Below are 14,708 nucleotides of genomic sequence, written 5' to 3'. Positions count from 1 at the left end.
TACTTCGAAGCTCTGTCAAAGGAGCTTCGAGGATTCTATGATTAAAGCGGTAAAAGTATCTTTTATTAGTACAAATATAAGATATGACTTTCTGAAAATAATGATTGACTAAATGAAATTGTAAGCGTATACATAATGCGCATAAAATAAAGAAATCGGAGGACAAATAATTGAAAGTAAAAGTAGGCGTAATTGGTACAGGGGCGATTGGAATCGAACATATTAACAGAATTAATCACAAGACACAAGGCGCTTTTGTAACAGCAGTATCAGATATTAATGTTGAAGCGGCAAGTAAAATTGCTGAGGAGATTGGGGCTCAATTTTTCAAAACAGGCGAAGAATTAATTGCTTCTGAAGAAGTGGAAGTTGTTGTTGTTACTTCCTGGGACCCAACACACGAAAAATATGTCTTGGAAGCAATCAAGCATGGAAAATACGTATTCTGCGAAAAACCATTAGCAATGGATGCCGCAGGATGTCGCCGAATTGTAGATGCAGAAGTCGCTTATGGTAAAAAATTGGTACAGGTGGGCTTCATGCGTCGATACGATCGTGGCTACATTGAGTTGAAAGAAGCAATTGAATCAAAACAGTATGGTGAAGCTCTGATGCTCCATTGTGCGCATAGAAATCCAACCGCTGATGAAAATTATAAGACGCCAATGGCAATCAGTAATACTGCAATCCATGAAATTGATGTTCTTCGTTGGCTATTAGCCGAAGATTATGCCTCAGTGCAAATGATTTTACCAAAGAAAACCAGTCATACACATGCAGATTTACATGATCCTCAATTACTGATTTTCCAGACGAAATCAGGTGTAACAATTGATTTAGAAATTTTTGTTAATTGTCGTTTTGGCTACGACATTAAGTGTGACGTAGTTTTTGAAACGGCAGAAGTCGGAATGACGGATCCAGCCTATACCAAAATTAAAGCTGCGGAGAAAAATTACACACCAATTTCGCCCGACTGGCAAACGCGTTTTTTAGATGCGTATGATTACGAATTTAAGTTATGGGTTGATTCAATTAAAAACGATAAACTTGTTGGTCCAACTGCTTGGGATGGCTACGTGGCAGCAATCACAATGATGGCTTGTCATGAATCTCGTGAGTCAGGGGAAAAAGTAATGATTGAAATAGATGAACAACCAGCGTTATATACCAAATAATTCTAAAAAAAAGGAGGGGTTTTGTGGAAAATATTAGAGTAGGAATCGTAGGACTAGGTAGATTAGGCAAGGTACACGCAAAAAATTTATCTTCTGCTGTTAGTGGCTGTGAGCTTACGGCCGCCTGTAGTTTAGTTGAATCAGAATTAGCATTTGCACAGAAGGAGTTAGGTGTTAAGTATACGTTTTCTAGTTATGAAGAAATGGTTCAAAGCGCTGTAATTGATGCCGTTTTTATTGTTTCACCTTCAGGATTCCACTGTGAACAAGTCCGTTTAGCTATGGAAAATGGGAAACACGTATTTACTGAAAAACCATTGGGGATTGAAATTGAGGACATAAAAAAAACACAAGAGGTTATTGAAAAATATCCCGAGCAAGTATTTATGTTAGGTTTCATGCGCCGTTACGATGAATCTTATCAGTATGCGAAAAAAATGGTAGAAGACGGGGAAATTGGGGAAGTCACGTTAATCCGTTGTTATGGAATTGATCCGAGTGATGGACTGGAAAGCTTCGTTAAGTTTGCAATGAACAATGATAGTGGCGGTTTATTTCTAGATATGGCGATTCACGATATTGATTTGGTTCGTTGGTTTACTGGTCAAGAGGTAGAACAAGTTTGGGCAATTGGTAAAAATGTTGCATATCCAGAATTAGATCAAGTCGGTGAATTGGAAACCGGAGCAGCTATGATGAGTCTTAAAGATAAAACAATGGCTTTACTAGTTGCTGGAAGAAATGCTACACATGGTTACCATGTCGAAACAGAAATCATGGGCACCAAAGGGATGTTACGAGTAGCGCAAGTACCTGAAAAAAATTTAGTGACTGTTATGAATAATCAAGGGGTTGTGCGACCTTGCTCTCAAAACTTTCCAGAAAGATTTAGAGAAGCATTCATTCGAGAAGCACAAGAATTTATTTCCTGTATTCAAGAAAAACGTCAACCGGCAGTTAATGCAGAAGATGGTCTACAATCAACAAAAATTGCATTAGCTTGTCAAGAATCATTTGATACGAATCGTTTGTTACAACTATAAATGAAGTAGGAGAGTGACATAATGGCGAAACAAATTCAACTAGCTATTGCGCCGATTGCATGGACAAATGATGATATGCCAGAGCTAGGAAGCGAAAATACGTTTGAACAATGCGTTAGTGAGATGGCGCTAGCTGGATTCAAAGGTACGGAGATTGGCAACAAGTATCCAAAAGATCCACAGGTTTTAAAACAATATTTAGATATTCGTGGACTAAAAGTAGCGAGTGCCTGGTTTAGTACATTTTTAACAACAAAACCTTTCGAAGAAACCGCGGAAGACTTCAAAAAACATCGAGATTTCTTACATGCAATGGATGCTAAGGTTATTGTTGTGGCTGAACAAGGACACAGCATACAAGGAATTATGACGGCTCCTGTTTTTAATGAGAAACCAATTTTTTCTGATGAAGAGTGGCAAAAACTAGCTGAAGGATTAGAAAAACTAGGAGACTTGGCACATGAAAAAGGTATGGAGATTGTTTACCATCACCATATGGGGACAGGAGTCCAAACGACTGAAGAAATCGATCGATTAATGAAAATGACGGATCCGACAAAAGTTAAATTATTGTTTGACACTGGCCATCTTGTCTTCTCAGGAGAAGATCCAATCGCAATCTATCAGCGCTATCAAGATCGGATTAAACACATTCACTTCAAAGATATTCGCCAACAAATGGCAGAGGAAGTCAGAACAGAAGAAGATAGCTTCTTAAAGGCCGTGAAAAAAGGCGTCTTTACAGTCCCTGGGGATGGTATGATTGATTTCAAACCAATTTGGTCAGCAATCGAAGAGAGTGGTTATGAAGGTTGGATTGTGGTTGAAGCGGAACAAGATCCGGCCAAAGCCAATCCGTTTGAATATGCCGTCAAAGCACGAAACTATATCCGAAAGGTCACCGATCTTTAATCTAATCGAGAAGGAGCTAGACAATGAATCTATTTTCAATAATCAGTTTCCTAGTAATTGTCATCTGCGTATGGATTTTTGCCTATTCTCGATCCAGAAGTGTAGATACTTCTGGATCAGAAGGTTTCTTCATGGGTGGCCGAAGCTTAACAGCCTTACCGATTGCTGGGACAATTATTATGACCAACCTATCCACAGAGCAAATTGTTGGACAAAACGGTCAAAGCTATCATGCAGGAATGGAAGTTATGGCTTGGGAAGTAACTGCTGCAATTGCAATTGTCGCATTGGCAGTCATTTTTTTACCAAAATATTTTAAATACGGTATTAATACGGTTTCAGATTTCATTGAAATTCGTTATGATACAGTTACAAAACGAATTATTTCAATCTTGTTTATTGTTACCTATATGATTTCTTTTTTACCAGTAGTTCTTTATTCTGGGTCACTAGTATTCAATAAGATTTTTCATATTGATGAGCTGCTGGGTGTCGAACCTATTGTCGCAATCATTCTTGTGGCGATGGTGATTGGTATTGTTGGGATTCTTTATCTGCTGATTGGCGGCCTATCTTTAAGTGCCAATAGCGATTCGATTTATGGCGTTGGTTTATTGGTTTGTGGTTTGTTGGTTCCAATACTAGGTTTAATGAAACTAGGTGATGGCAGTTTTATTGGTGGGATTGAACAGGTTGTTGAAAACACACCATGGTTACTGAACTCTGTAGGTGCAATTGATTCTGCTGTTGTACCATGGCCAACATTATTTACAGGGATGTTGTTTAATAATTTGTATTTCTGGTGTACCAATCAGATGATTGTTCAAAAAGCACTTTCAGGAAAAAATTTAGCAGAAGCACAAAAAGGGGCTTTTTTAGTGGGGATTTTCAAAGTGTTTGGCGCATTATTCTTAGTATTTCCAGGAATTGTTGCAAGAAATCTTTTTGGGGATGCGTTGATGTCCAATCCTGATAATGCATATCCATATTTAGTAACTGAAGTTTTACCAAAAATGCTTTTCGGCATTTTTGCTGCAGTTATTTTTGGAGCAATTTTATCTTCCTTTGCGGGGGCTTTAAATGCAACCTCCACTCTATTTTCGCTAGATTTTTACAAACCAATTATCAATAAGAAAGCAGATGACAAACAAATTGCTCGTGCGGGAAAAACAGTTACAGTTATTGTAGGGATTATTTCAATTATCGTTGCACCGTTTATTTCTTTTGCACCAGCTGGATTGTACCAATTTGTTCAAGAGTTTAATGGATTATACAATATGCCATTGTTAGTGATTATACTTTTTGCGTTTTATTCCAAAAAAGCAACTGCTTTTGGAGCAAAAATGACAATTGCTATCCACATTGTTTTGTATGCGCTGTCAAAAGTGTTTTTGAAAGATATCCATTTTTTATATGTCTTAAGCCTGCTCTTCTTCTTAGATATTCTTATTTTAATAGTGGTTTCTAAAATAAAACCAGATGGCGAATTTGTTTTAAATTCTTTTGATACGAAAGTAAATATTGAACCTTGGAAACATACAAAACTTGTCGCAAGTATATTAGTTGTCGTGGTTATCCTAACCTATGCAGCATTTTCACCAATCGGATTTGCTAGATAAAAATATTTCATGAATGAGGAGAGGTTTATGAGCAAAAACATATTGATTATTTGTGAGACAGGAATTAGTGCATCGCTGTTAGTTTCAAAATTACTTGAAGCAATTAGGGAAAAAGAGTTATCTTATGATTTAGATTATGCACCTGTTTGTCGTATTGAGGAAAAACTTGGTTATAAAGAGTATGATGTGTTAATGTTGACCCCACAAGTCGCTCGTGTCAAAGAAAAAGTGGAAAAATATTTAGAAGGCTGTCAGGGGCAGGTTGTTTTTATCGATCAAGAAGATTTTCGTTATATGAACACAGAGAAGATACTCGCAAGTATCGAAAAGTAAGATTTAGAGAGTGGGACATCAGTCAGCTTTGGTTGATGTCTTGCTTTTTTATTATGTTCAAAAAGAGCAGAATCAAAATCTTATGTTTTATAGTGAGTATCAAATACTTTTATAGAAATAAAGCTAAAGTTATTATTTTAGTAAAAAATAGATTAATTTACTAAAATAATATATAATAAAGGTAAAACTAGGAGGGAAGCATATGACGTGTATTTCATTATCGATTTTAAATCAAGAACAAGAAGTTAGAAAAGCTAAGATAGATGATTCAGATTCTTTGAAAGAGTTAACTATTACAGGAAAAGATTTTGTTTGTTTAGCTGCTCGGGATTGTCAATTACAAGACGGCGATGTGATTCAAGTTTGTTTAGATACGCCCAATACTTATTTAATGGTGAAGTTAGATACTACGCTTGACAGCAGTTTGATTTATGTTCCAGAACAAAAATGGACGTTTCCAATCACAAAAAATGAAAACGCTATAGAAGCGCGAGCAGCGTATCGTTTTGAAACCAAGAAACCTTATATAAGTGTGCGTGTTGCCACTAAAGAAGAAATTAAGAGTTATCGTAATTGGGCGTTAAATCCACATGATTTACAACATTTTACTGGTGCGTATCCTCATGCATCTGCCAACGTGGAAACGCGAAATGATGCTACTTTTTTTGCTTGTAATGCGATTGACGGTACCTTCGCTAATCTTTATCATGGGCCGTATCCTTATCAATCATGGGGGATTAATCAGCAATTAGATGCCGCATTAAAAATTGAATTTGGGCGTGAAGTCTTGTTGGATAAAGTGATCTTAACATTACGAGCGGACTTTCCTCATGATAATTATTGGCAACAAGTGACTTTAAAATTTTCCGACGGTACACATGAAGTTTTTAAAACTGTTAAGACTGAGCAACGCCAGAGCTTTACCTTTGCGAAACGGGCAGTGGAGTGGGTGATACTAACAGAGTTAATTCAAGCAGATGAACCATCACCATTTCCAGCATTAACACAAATTGAATTATTTGGTCAAAACAAATAAAAAATAAGGACGGTTCCTTTATAGGAGCGGTCCTTATTTTTTATTTCTGGCGTGGGCTAGTTGTCGATTGGCGGACAACCAATTCTGTGTTTAACAGGACTCTACGAGGAATGCTAGGCATTTGAATTCGTTTGTGCAATAAATTAATGCCTGTCTCGCCCATTTCTTCAGTAAAGGCATGGACAGAGGATAGCGGCGGTGAGACATATTGAGAAATAGAGATATCATTGATCCCCATGACACTAATTTCTTCAGGAACCTTTATACCGTGTGCGGCTAACGTATGTATCACACCGATTGCAAAGGCGTCATTATAAGCAAGAATCGCAGTAGGTAAATCATTTCCCCATTTCTCTAACGCTTCTTCTGTCAATTGTTCCCCCGTTTTGACATCCAACATGCCATTTTCTTTTAAGATAAAATAATCTTCGTTAAACAAGTGATAATGCTGCATAATGTCAAGATAAGCATTGGTTGTCGGCGTTTTATAACGACGGAAACCATACATGTTTTCGCTTTCTTCGGCACCAATAAAGGCAATTTTTTCGTGGCCCAATTCCAAAAGATGGGTTAAGGCAATCTCGGTTGCTTGATAAAAATCAGTATTTACAGAATCAAATTCTTCCAGTGGGAAATTACTGCCAATTACACAAAGGTTTGGATGCAGTTGCTGCAACTCTTGTAACGTCTTTTGAGTGAATTTGCCAATTGCCAAAATGCCATCAATCCCTTGAAGGTTATGTTGTTCCAATTGAGAAACTTTTAGAATATTGTAACCTAACTCTTCGGCCCGTTTTTCAGCGCCTAAACGAATCGACATATAGTAAATATCCGTTAGTTCTTCGTCATCTGAACGCCACTGAACGACGGCAATCGAAGGCTCTTGCGGAGCTGTTTGTACGGAAAGGTTAGGTGTCAGTTGCTCCTGCTGTTTGTTTTTATTTTTAGTTTTATATTTCGTATAATTCAGGGTTTCTGCTGCTTCAAAAATTTTTCGCTTGGTTTCCTCTGTAACGGATAAGTTTGGATCATAGTTCAGAACTCGCGATACAGTTGAAATTGAAACATTCGCGACTTTTGCGATATCTGTGATAGTTGCCATTCTAAATGCCTCCTTCTCAAGTACTATTATAGCATATAGTATATTTCTTTTTAGTAAAAAAAAGCAAGAAAAAGCTTTTTTTACTTTTTTTTAGCAAAAACTATTGATTTTTTGACTAAAAAAATATACTATAAAGTCAAAGAAAGCGCTTTAATTTGATGGAGAAGGTGGTTTAGTGAAAAGATTTTCACTTTTTTTACTAATTTTACTTGCTTTAACAGGTTGTAAATCCGGTGAAAAAGAATTTGATGAAGAATCTCTTCAAAATCTAAAGGAAACGGCACAGTCTTATTCAGAAACAGAATTACAAAATGGTGACGTTCGTTTAAATGAATATATTTCTTTGAAAGGGGAGATTGTTGAGAGCGACAGTCGTTCCAGTTTAATAAAAAAAGGTGATCGTTTTATTTTGAAAAGTGGTTCTAGTAAATATCAAGTTTTTAATGAGCAAAAGAAAAAATTGAAAATTGGTGACGAAGTGACAGTTTACGGAGAATATTACGGCTTTTTGAAAGGGACATTAATTGAAAGTGAGGAGAATCATGATTCAGCCACGAATTAGACAGAATCCTTTTGAAACATACGAAGAAGTTGCAGAAGGATTTGAAGATTTATTAGCGCCACTGGAATTGTTTTTTGATCGAGAGTATCAAGGTCATCTGGATTTAGGGACACACGGAACGGTTTATTCTAAAGGGACACGTGATGCGGAGGCATTTTTACGACCATTATGGGGACTAGGTCCTTATGTAACGCAAAATGAAAGTGAGTATTTGAATGACTTTCTAACGGGAATTATCGAAGGAACCGATCCTGAGAGTTCATCTTATTGGGGAAAAACAAAAGATTATGATCAATTGATTGTTGAGATGGCAGCATTAAGTACATTTCTTTTGTTAAACAAAGAAAAAACGTGGGACCAATTAACAAAAGAACAGCAAAACAATTTACACAGTTGGCTGATACAAGCCAATGAAAACATTATTCCGCCAAATAATTGGCATTTCTTTAGAGTGTTGTTGAATTTAGCGATGAAACATTGTGAAATGCCGTATTCAAAAGAACAGATCGCTGTTGATTTGGCTGTAATTGATCGTTTTTATGTCGGTAATGGTTGGTATTATGACGGAGTCGAGACACAAGTTGATTATTATGTTTCTTTCGCTATTCATTATTATAGTTTATTGTATTGTCGTTTTGCCCCGGAAGATACCGCAAGAGTGGCTATTATGAAGGAACGAGCAACTTTGTTCGCGCAAGAGTTTAAATATTGGTTTACTCAGCCAGGAGAAGCGATTCCCTTCGGACGTAGCTTAACGTATCGTTTTGCTCAAGTGTCATTTTTTAGTGCTTTAGTTTTTGCAGATGTTGAAGTATTGCCGTGGGGTGAGATCAAAGGTCTAATCAGCCGACATCTTCATCAATGGATGAACAAAGATATTTTTACAACAGATGGATTATTGTCGGTAGGTTATGATTATCAAAATATGGTCTTTGCCGAAGGCTATAATGGTCCTGGTTCACCTTATTGGGCCTTTAAAACATTCATTTTGTTAGCGGTTCCAAAAGATCATCCTTATTGGCAAGCAGAAACACAGCCTATTAGCTTTCCAGAAAAACACTTACCTTCACCAGAAAGTCGGAACTACTATCAAGTAAATGATGCAGGGACACATGGTTTAATGTTTCCAGCGGGACAATTTATTAATTATCAAGCTCATGCGCATGATAAATATAGTAAATTTGTTTATTCTTCCCATTTTGGTTTCAGTACTATAAAGAGTGATTATTGGTATTACGAAGGTGCTTATGATAATTGCTTGGCTTTAGCTGAAGACGACCATTATTTCCGCACGAAAGGATTAGATGATCAGTACGAAATTCTTGATGATCGTATCATTCATCAATGGCATCCTTGGTCCGATGTAGCAATTAAAACGACAATTGTACCATTAGAAGGCCAGCATTTACGGATCCACGAAATTGAGACACAACGTGCATTAGTGGCTTATGAAGGTGGCTTCTCAATCCCGCTCTTCGATGAAAAGGTCACTTGTGTTTCTGATCAAATGGCTGAGGTAAAAAATGCAAAAGGTGTGTCAAAAGTAGAAAATATCAACGGCTTTTCTGAAGCTGCGATTATTCGAACAGAACCGAATACAAATTTACTTTATCCGTTAACGGAGTTGCCATATTTGAAAGCAAACTTGTCGAAAGGGAAACATCTTTTAATTTCATTGGTGACAGGCGTACTACCGAATGAACAAATTGAGCCAGTTAAAGTTAGGTTAAAAGAAAATCAGCTTTTAGTTGAAGAAAAAGTTGTAATTTTGGGGAATTAGGGGGAGAAATACACAATGACAGAAAATGGACAGATTGAGTGGTTGCCGAAGCAAATCAGTTTTGCTTTAAACAAAGTTCGAGGAAATTTAGAGACATTTAAAGAATTAGTTCCACCCGCGGCAAGTTTAAATCAAATTTATTATCCTGAAGAAAATATTGACTGGACGGCCAGCTTTTGGCCAGGAATGTTATTTTTAGCAAAGGAATTAACAAATTCAACAGAGTTCGATGAAGTGATTACCACACAGATGGCTTCTTTTCAACATCGCTTGGATGAACAAATTGAGCTGGAAACACATGATATAGGCTTTTTGTATATTTTAACAGCAATTGCCGATTATCAAGTCAATGGTCATGAGGCCTCAAAAGAAATGGCCTTGCAAGCTGCGGACTTATTAATGAAACGTTATTCACCAAAAGCCAAGATTATTCAAGCTTGGGGGAATTTAGACGATCCAGAGCAACGAGGTAGAATGATTATTGATTGTTTAATGAACTTACCATTATTATACTTTGCAGCAAAAATGACTGGCAAGCAAGAGTATTATGAAGCTGCCTACAATCATGCGAAACAAACACAAAAATATATTGTGCGAGAAAATCACACCACGTTCCATACGTATTATTTTGATACGGAAACAGGCGAAGCTTTATACGGTAAGACGCAACAAGGATATTCAGACGATTCTTGTTGGGCTCGCGGCCAAGCCTGGGGAATTTACGGCTTTACGTTAAGTTATTTATATACAGGAGATAGTAGTTTTCTGGAAACAGCAAAAAATGTTGCTGATTACTTTATTCAAGAATTACCAGAGGACAAAATCTGTTACTGGGATTTAATTTTCAATGAAGGGAGTGAAGAAGAACGTGATAGCTCATCTGCTGCAATTGCTGCATGTGGCTTACTAGAATTATCTCGTCAGCTTCCATTAAATGATGAAAAACATGGCTATTATGAAAAGGTTGCGCTAGAACTATTACAAGCATTAGCGGAAAAGTATACAACGGTTTTACGACCAGAGTCGAACGGCCTATTGCTTCATGGTGTCTATGATAAAAAAACAAATACAGGAGTCGATGAATGCATGATTTGGGGCGACTACTTTTATTTGGAAGCGTTAACTCGTTTAGCGAAAAGCTGGTATTCTTTTTGGTAATTCATGGAGGAAAACTCCTAAAAAATAATAAATAGCGGAGGTAGTACAAATGAAATTTTGGAAAAAAGGCTTAACAGCGGCAGCGTTGTTAGCGGTGGCGGCAGTAACTTTAACAGCATGTGGTGGTTCAAGTGAAAAGAAAGCAACTGAAAAGAGTGAAGATGGCAAAACAAAATTAACAGTAACTACTTGGAATTATGACACGACCCCAGAATTTGAGAAATTATTCAGAGCTTTTGAAGCGGAAAATCCTGATATCACTATTGAACCGGTGGACATTGCTTCAGATGATTATGACACAAAAGTAACAACGATGCTTTCATCAGGAGATACGACGGATATTTTAACCATGAAAAACTTACTTTCATATTCTAATTACGCGCTACGCAATCAATTGGTGGATTTAACCGATCACGTTAAAGATTTAGATATCGCACCTGCCAAAGCAAGTTACGAGATGTATGAAATCGATGGTAAAACCTATGCTCAGCCTTACCGTACAGATTTCTGGGTATTGTATTACAATAAAAAAATGTTTGATGAAGCCGGAATTGCCTATCCCGATAACTTAACTTGGGATGAATATGAAGCGTTAGCGAAAAAATTATCTAAACCAGAAGAACAAGTATATGGTGCCTATCAACATACTTGGCGCTCAACCGTTCAAGCGATTGCTGCTGCTCAAAACAATGCCAATTTGATTGAACCAAAATACAATTATATGGAAACTTATTATGATCGCGCATTGAGAATGCAAAAAGATCAATCACAAATGGATTTTGGAACAGCAAAATCAACAAAAGTAACGTATCAATCACAATTTGAAAATTCAAAAGCGGCGATGATGTACATGGGTAGCTGGTACATGGGGACTTTATTAACAAACATTGATGATGGCAAAACAAATGTCGAATGGGGGATTGCCGAAATACCACAACAAGAAAAAGGCAAAGCAACTACCTTTGGCTCACCGACAAGTTTTGCAATTAATAAAAACAGTAAAAAACAAAAAGCTGCTCAAAAATTCTTAGACTTTGCTTCAGGTAAAGAAGGTGCAAAACTTTTAGCAGAAGTAGGGGTGGTTCCTTCTTATAAAACAGATGAAATTGATAAAATCTACTTTGCAAGAAAAGGAATGCCTTCAGATGAAGTCTCACAAAAAGCCTTTAACCCAGATACAATTAATTTAGAATTCCCATCTGATAAAAACGGTGCCGCAATTGATAAAGTATTACAAGAAGAACATGATTTAATTATGGTCGGCGACGAAAAACCAAAAGATGGTATTGCTAACATGGAAAAACGTGTCAAAGCAGAGATAGACTAATTATTATTTTCTGCAAAAACACAAAAGATTGATGAAAAAAATAAGCTGAAATGAGTAACCTACAATGAATTTCAGCTTATTTTTTTAAATAAAGAATGTAGCTTGATTTTGGAAGGAGGGCCTGTTAAGTTCACTTAACAGAATACAATTATGGAAATTACTTCAAAAACAAAAACAGCAAATAAATTGAGACGAAAAAATACGTGGACTGCGTTATCTTTTATCGCACCAAACTTTATTGGCTTTTTCCTCTTCACTTTAATCCCGGTTATCTGTTCACTGATTTTAGCTTTTATGAGTTGGGATTCTTTTTCAACCCCTGAATTTGTCGGAATGAAAAATTTCACCAAAATGATTCATGATGATACGTTTTGGATTTCGTTAAAACAAACGTTTATCTATACGATTGGTGTTGTTCCGTTAACATTGATTTGCTCATTAGGACTAGCGATTTTGTTGAATCGTAAAATTAGAGGGATGAAATTTTTTAGAACGGCTTTTTTCTTTCCTTATGTAACGTCATTAGTTGCGATTGCGGTCGTTTGGAATATGCTATTTCATCCAACAATGGGACCAATTAATCAATTTTTGAAATTATTTATTGAAAATCCTCCTGGCTGGACATCTAGTTCTACTTGGGCTTTACCAGCAATTATCATCGTTAGTGTGTGGCGCTTTATGGGGTATTATATGATTTTGTATTTAGCTGGTTTACAAAGTGTGCCAAGAGAATTATATGAAGCAGCGTCAATGGATGGCGCGGGTAAATGGAATCAATTTTTAAATGTTACCTTACCTTCATTACGACCAACGACCTTTTTCGTGACTATCATGCTTGTAATTAACTGTTTCAAAGTGTTTGACTTAGTTCAAGTTATGACTGGTGGTGGACCAGGACGTGCAACGAATGTGTTAGTTTACGAAATTTACAATGAAGCCTTTGTCAAATTTAATTTTGGTTATGCATCAGCCATTGCGATGGTCTTATTCATCATCGTTCTAGCGATTACTGTGGCTCAATTTAAATGGAATCAACATCAAGAGAAAGTTTAGGAGGAGAAAAGATGGAAGCAACTTTTTCAAAAAAAGAAAATACTCGAAAAGCAAAAACGAAAAAAGCAGAAAAAGTCACACCTGGTGGGATCCTTGTAATCATTCTCTTAACTTTACTTGCGTTAATTACTTTGGTGCCTTTTATTTGGATGGTTTCAGCATCATTTAAAACAAACAATGAAGTTTTCACCATTCCAATTCAATGGATTCCTAAAAGTTGGCATCCAGAAAACTATTCCGTTATTTGGGAACGCATTCCGTTGTTAACTTTCTTTAAAAATACGTTATTTTTAAGTATTGTGATTACGATTATTCAACTATTTACTTCAAGCTTTGCAGCATATGGCTTTTCAAAAATGAATTTTAGAGGAAGAGATACACTTTTTATTACGTACATCGCAACAATTGCTATTCCTTGGCAATCGTATATGATTCCACAATTTATTATGATGCGTCAATTAGGTTTGACTGACACGTTATGGTCACTTGTTTTATTACAAGCATTTAATGCATTTGGAGTCTTTTTACTGAAACAATATTACAGTAGTATTCCAGATTCACTATGTGAAAGTGCGCGGATTGATGGGGTAAGTGAGTGGGGAATTTATTGGAAAATTATTTTACCATTAACCAAACCAGCTTTAGCCAGTCTCACGATTATTACTTTTGTGAATACATGGAATGACTATATGGGACCTTTCATTTATTTATCTTCTACTGAGAATAAAACGATTCAGTTAGGTTTGAAAATGTTCGTCGGTTTATTTGATGCTGAATATGCCTTAATCATGGCCGCATCAGTGGTTTCTATTTTACCAGTAGGGATTGTCTTTTTAGCAATGCAAAAATACTTTGTTGAAGGTATTGCTACATCTGGAATGAAGAATTAGGAGGAAGTTTGAATGTTTACTAAGCAAACCTTTGATAATAATATCTATATGAAAATTTTTCGCTGGCTTTACATTTTATTTATCGGTAATCTAGGGCTTCTCTTAGTGAACATTCCTTTTTTCATAGCGGTGATTAGCTTAGACATTGATCCACGAAACCTCCCACTTTTTGTAGTAACGTTGTTGCCGATGGGGGCAGGGATGATTGCACTTTTAGGCTTAATCGATACTTTTAAAGAAGAAAAGGAGCTGGATCCGTTTAAAACTTTTTTCCAAAAGTTTCGTCAGTTTGGGTTAAGAGGCTTTCTTATCAGCTTGCTAGGCTTAGGAAGTAGCGTCATCAGTGTGACAGATATATTCTTTTTTGCCAAAACAACGATTGGTAAATGGTTTATTCCATTGATGGTCCTTCTGCTAATTTTTGGGTTAGCTATTATGCTGAATGCTTGGTATTTTCAAGTACGAAACCCGCAAGCTTCTTTTAAAGATGTGTTTCGGATTTCTGTTTACTATGGACTCCGGAAATGGTATGTCAGCTGTCTAAATGTTTTTTTACTATTCTCAATGTTTGCAATGATGTTTTTGAAGCCACAGTTTGGGTTTGTTGTAACCCCTGTCCTTTTCCTAGGGATTATTTATTTAAATACTGGGAAATTGCATGAAAAGCAAAAAAAGAATAAATAATTTTTACATAATAAGTAATCTCGATTTTCAG

14 protein-coding genes are annotated in these 14,708 nt (G+C 36.4%); 13 read left to right on the top strand and 1 reads right to left on the bottom strand.

Annotated elements, in window-relative coordinates:
• Positions 1–170: 170 nt before the first annotated feature.
• The 6 genes from IGL42_RS09115 to IGL42_RS09090 all read left to right on the top strand — a co-directional run bounded on the left by IGL42_RS09115 (position 171) and on the right by IGL42_RS09090 (position 6,121).
• Entirely contained in the window at positions 171–1,178 is a 1,008-nt protein-coding gene (locus IGL42_RS09115; protein ID WP_010710606.1) for a Gfo/Idh/MocA family protein, read from the top strand.
• Between the two features lie 23 nt (positions 1,179–1,201).
• On the top strand, positions 1,202–2,221 hold the full coding sequence (gene iolG / locus IGL42_RS09110) for an inositol 2-dehydrogenase (RefSeq protein WP_010710605.1): 1,020 nt from the start codon (positions 1,202–1,204) through the stop codon (positions 2,219–2,221).
• A 21-nt stretch (positions 2,222–2,242) separates the two neighbouring features.
• Positions 2,243–3,133 carry a myo-inosose-2 dehydratase gene (gene iolE / locus IGL42_RS09105; protein WP_002366982.1) on the top strand — a complete coding sequence of 297 codons (891 nt, stop codon included), beginning with the start codon at positions 2,243–2,245 and terminating at the stop codon, positions 3,131–3,133.
• A gap of 23 nt (positions 3,134–3,156) precedes the next feature.
• Positions 3,157–4,752 (top strand): solute:sodium symporter family transporter, encoded by a 1,596-nt coding sequence (locus IGL42_RS09100; protein WP_002356828.1) that lies wholly within the window; start codon positions 3,157–3,159, stop codon positions 4,750–4,752.
• A 9-nt stretch (positions 4,753–4,761) separates the two neighbouring features.
• Entirely contained in the window at positions 4,762–5,085 is a 324-nt protein-coding gene (locus IGL42_RS09095) for a PTS sugar transporter subunit IIB (protein ID WP_002374407.1), read from the top strand.
• A gap of 202 nt (positions 5,086–5,287) precedes the next feature.
• On the top strand, positions 5,288–6,121 hold the full coding sequence (locus IGL42_RS09090; protein ID WP_010710604.1) for a hypothetical protein: 834 nt from the start codon (positions 5,288–5,290) through the stop codon (positions 6,119–6,121).
• A gap of 40 nt (positions 6,122–6,161) precedes the next feature.
• Here the strand turns inward: IGL42_RS09090 and IGL42_RS09085 are convergent, their stop codons facing one another.
• Positions 6,162–7,223: a LacI family DNA-binding transcriptional regulator gene (locus IGL42_RS09085; protein ID WP_002356832.1), complete on the bottom strand. Its 1,062-nt coding sequence runs from the start codon at positions 7,221–7,223 to the stop codon at positions 6,162–6,164.
• 175 nt (positions 7,224–7,398) lie between these two features.
• Here IGL42_RS09085 and IGL42_RS09080 point away from each other — a divergent pair, with 175 nt between their 5' ends.
• The 7 genes from IGL42_RS09080 to IGL42_RS09050 all read left to right on the top strand — a co-directional run bounded on the left by IGL42_RS09080 (position 7,399) and on the right by IGL42_RS09050 (position 14,677).
• Positions 7,399–7,785, top strand: a complete 387-nt coding sequence (locus IGL42_RS09080) for a hypothetical protein (protein ID WP_002356835.1) — start codon at positions 7,399–7,401, stop codon at positions 7,783–7,785.
• Positions 7,766–9,565 carry a DUF2264 domain-containing protein gene (locus IGL42_RS09075; protein WP_002410808.1) on the top strand — a complete coding sequence of 600 codons (1,800 nt, stop codon included), beginning with the start codon at positions 7,766–7,768 and terminating at the stop codon, positions 9,563–9,565. The genes IGL42_RS09080 and IGL42_RS09075 overlap by 20 nt, the downstream gene beginning before the upstream one ends.
• A gap of 15 nt (positions 9,566–9,580) precedes the next feature.
• Positions 9,581–10,723: a glycoside hydrolase family 88 protein gene (locus tag IGL42_RS09070; protein WP_002356837.1), complete on the top strand. Its 1,143-nt coding sequence runs from the start codon at positions 9,581–9,583 to the stop codon at positions 10,721–10,723.
• A 49-nt stretch (positions 10,724–10,772) separates the two neighbouring features.
• Positions 10,773–12,050: an ABC transporter substrate-binding protein gene (locus tag IGL42_RS09065; protein ID WP_002356838.1), complete on the top strand. Its 1,278-nt coding sequence runs from the start codon at positions 10,773–10,775 to the stop codon at positions 12,048–12,050.
• A 150-nt stretch (positions 12,051–12,200) separates the two neighbouring features.
• Positions 12,201–13,103, top strand: coding sequence for a carbohydrate ABC transporter permease (locus IGL42_RS09060; RefSeq protein WP_002356840.1), 903 nt, complete (start codon positions 12,201–12,203; stop codon positions 13,101–13,103).
• Positions 13,076–13,993: a carbohydrate ABC transporter permease gene (locus IGL42_RS09055; protein WP_174081496.1), complete on the top strand. Its 918-nt coding sequence runs from the start codon at positions 13,076–13,078 to the stop codon at positions 13,991–13,993. Before IGL42_RS09060 ends, IGL42_RS09055 begins: the two co-directional genes overlap by 28 nt.
• Positions 13,994–14,005: 12 nt before the next feature.
• Positions 14,006–14,677 carry a hypothetical protein gene (locus IGL42_RS09050; RefSeq protein WP_010710603.1) on the top strand — a complete coding sequence of 224 codons (672 nt, stop codon included), beginning with the start codon at positions 14,006–14,008 and terminating at the stop codon, positions 14,675–14,677.
• Positions 14,678–14,708 lie beyond the last annotated feature (31 nt).

Origin of the sequence: Enterococcus sp. DIV0712 (genome assembly GCF_050554855.1) — a bacterium.
In the GTDB taxonomy this organism is placed as follows: domain Bacteria; phylum Bacillota; class Bacilli; order Lactobacillales; family Enterococcaceae; genus Enterococcus; species Enterococcus faecalis.
The sequence above is the reverse complement of the archived record's forward strand: the minus strand, read 5'-3'. Positions and strand labels throughout refer to the sequence as shown.

Bases quoted from the DNA above. Each gene is read 5' to 3' on its own strand.
- IGL42_RS09060 (WP_002356840.1), top strand. From the start codon at position 12,201: ATGGAAATTACTTCAAAAACAAAAACAGCAAATAAATTGAGACGAAAA.
- IGL42_RS09065 (WP_002356838.1), top strand. From the start codon at position 10,773: ATGAAATTTTGGAAAAAAGGCTTAACAGCGGCAGCGTTGTTAGCGGTG.
- IGL42_RS09100 (WP_002356828.1), top strand. From the start codon at position 3,157: ATGAATCTATTTTCAATAATCAGTTTCCTAGTAATTGTCATCTGCGTA.
- iolE (WP_002366982.1), top strand. From the start codon at position 2,243: ATGGCGAAACAAATTCAACTAGCTATTGCGCCGATTGCATGGACAAAT.
- IGL42_RS09085 (WP_002356832.1), bottom strand. From the start codon at position 7,223: ATGGCAACTATCACAGATATCGCAAAAGTCGCGAATGTTTCAATTTCA.
- IGL42_RS09070 (WP_002356837.1), top strand. From the start codon at position 9,581: ATGACAGAAAATGGACAGATTGAGTGGTTGCCGAAGCAAATCAGTTTT.
- IGL42_RS09090 (WP_010710604.1), top strand. From the start codon at position 5,288: ATGACGTGTATTTCATTATCGATTTTAAATCAAGAACAAGAAGTTAGA.
- IGL42_RS09075 (WP_002410808.1), top strand. From the start codon at position 7,766: ATGATTCAGCCACGAATTAGACAGAATCCTTTTGAAACATACGAAGAA.
- IGL42_RS09050 (WP_010710603.1), top strand. From the start codon at position 14,006: ATGTTTACTAAGCAAACCTTTGATAATAATATCTATATGAAAATTTTT.
- IGL42_RS09095 (WP_002374407.1), top strand. From the start codon at position 4,762: ATGAATGAGGAGAGGTTTATGAGCAAAAACATATTGATTATTTGTGAG.
- IGL42_RS09055 (WP_174081496.1), top strand. From the start codon at position 13,076: ATGGAATCAACATCAAGAGAAAGTTTAGGAGGAGAAAAGATGGAAGCA.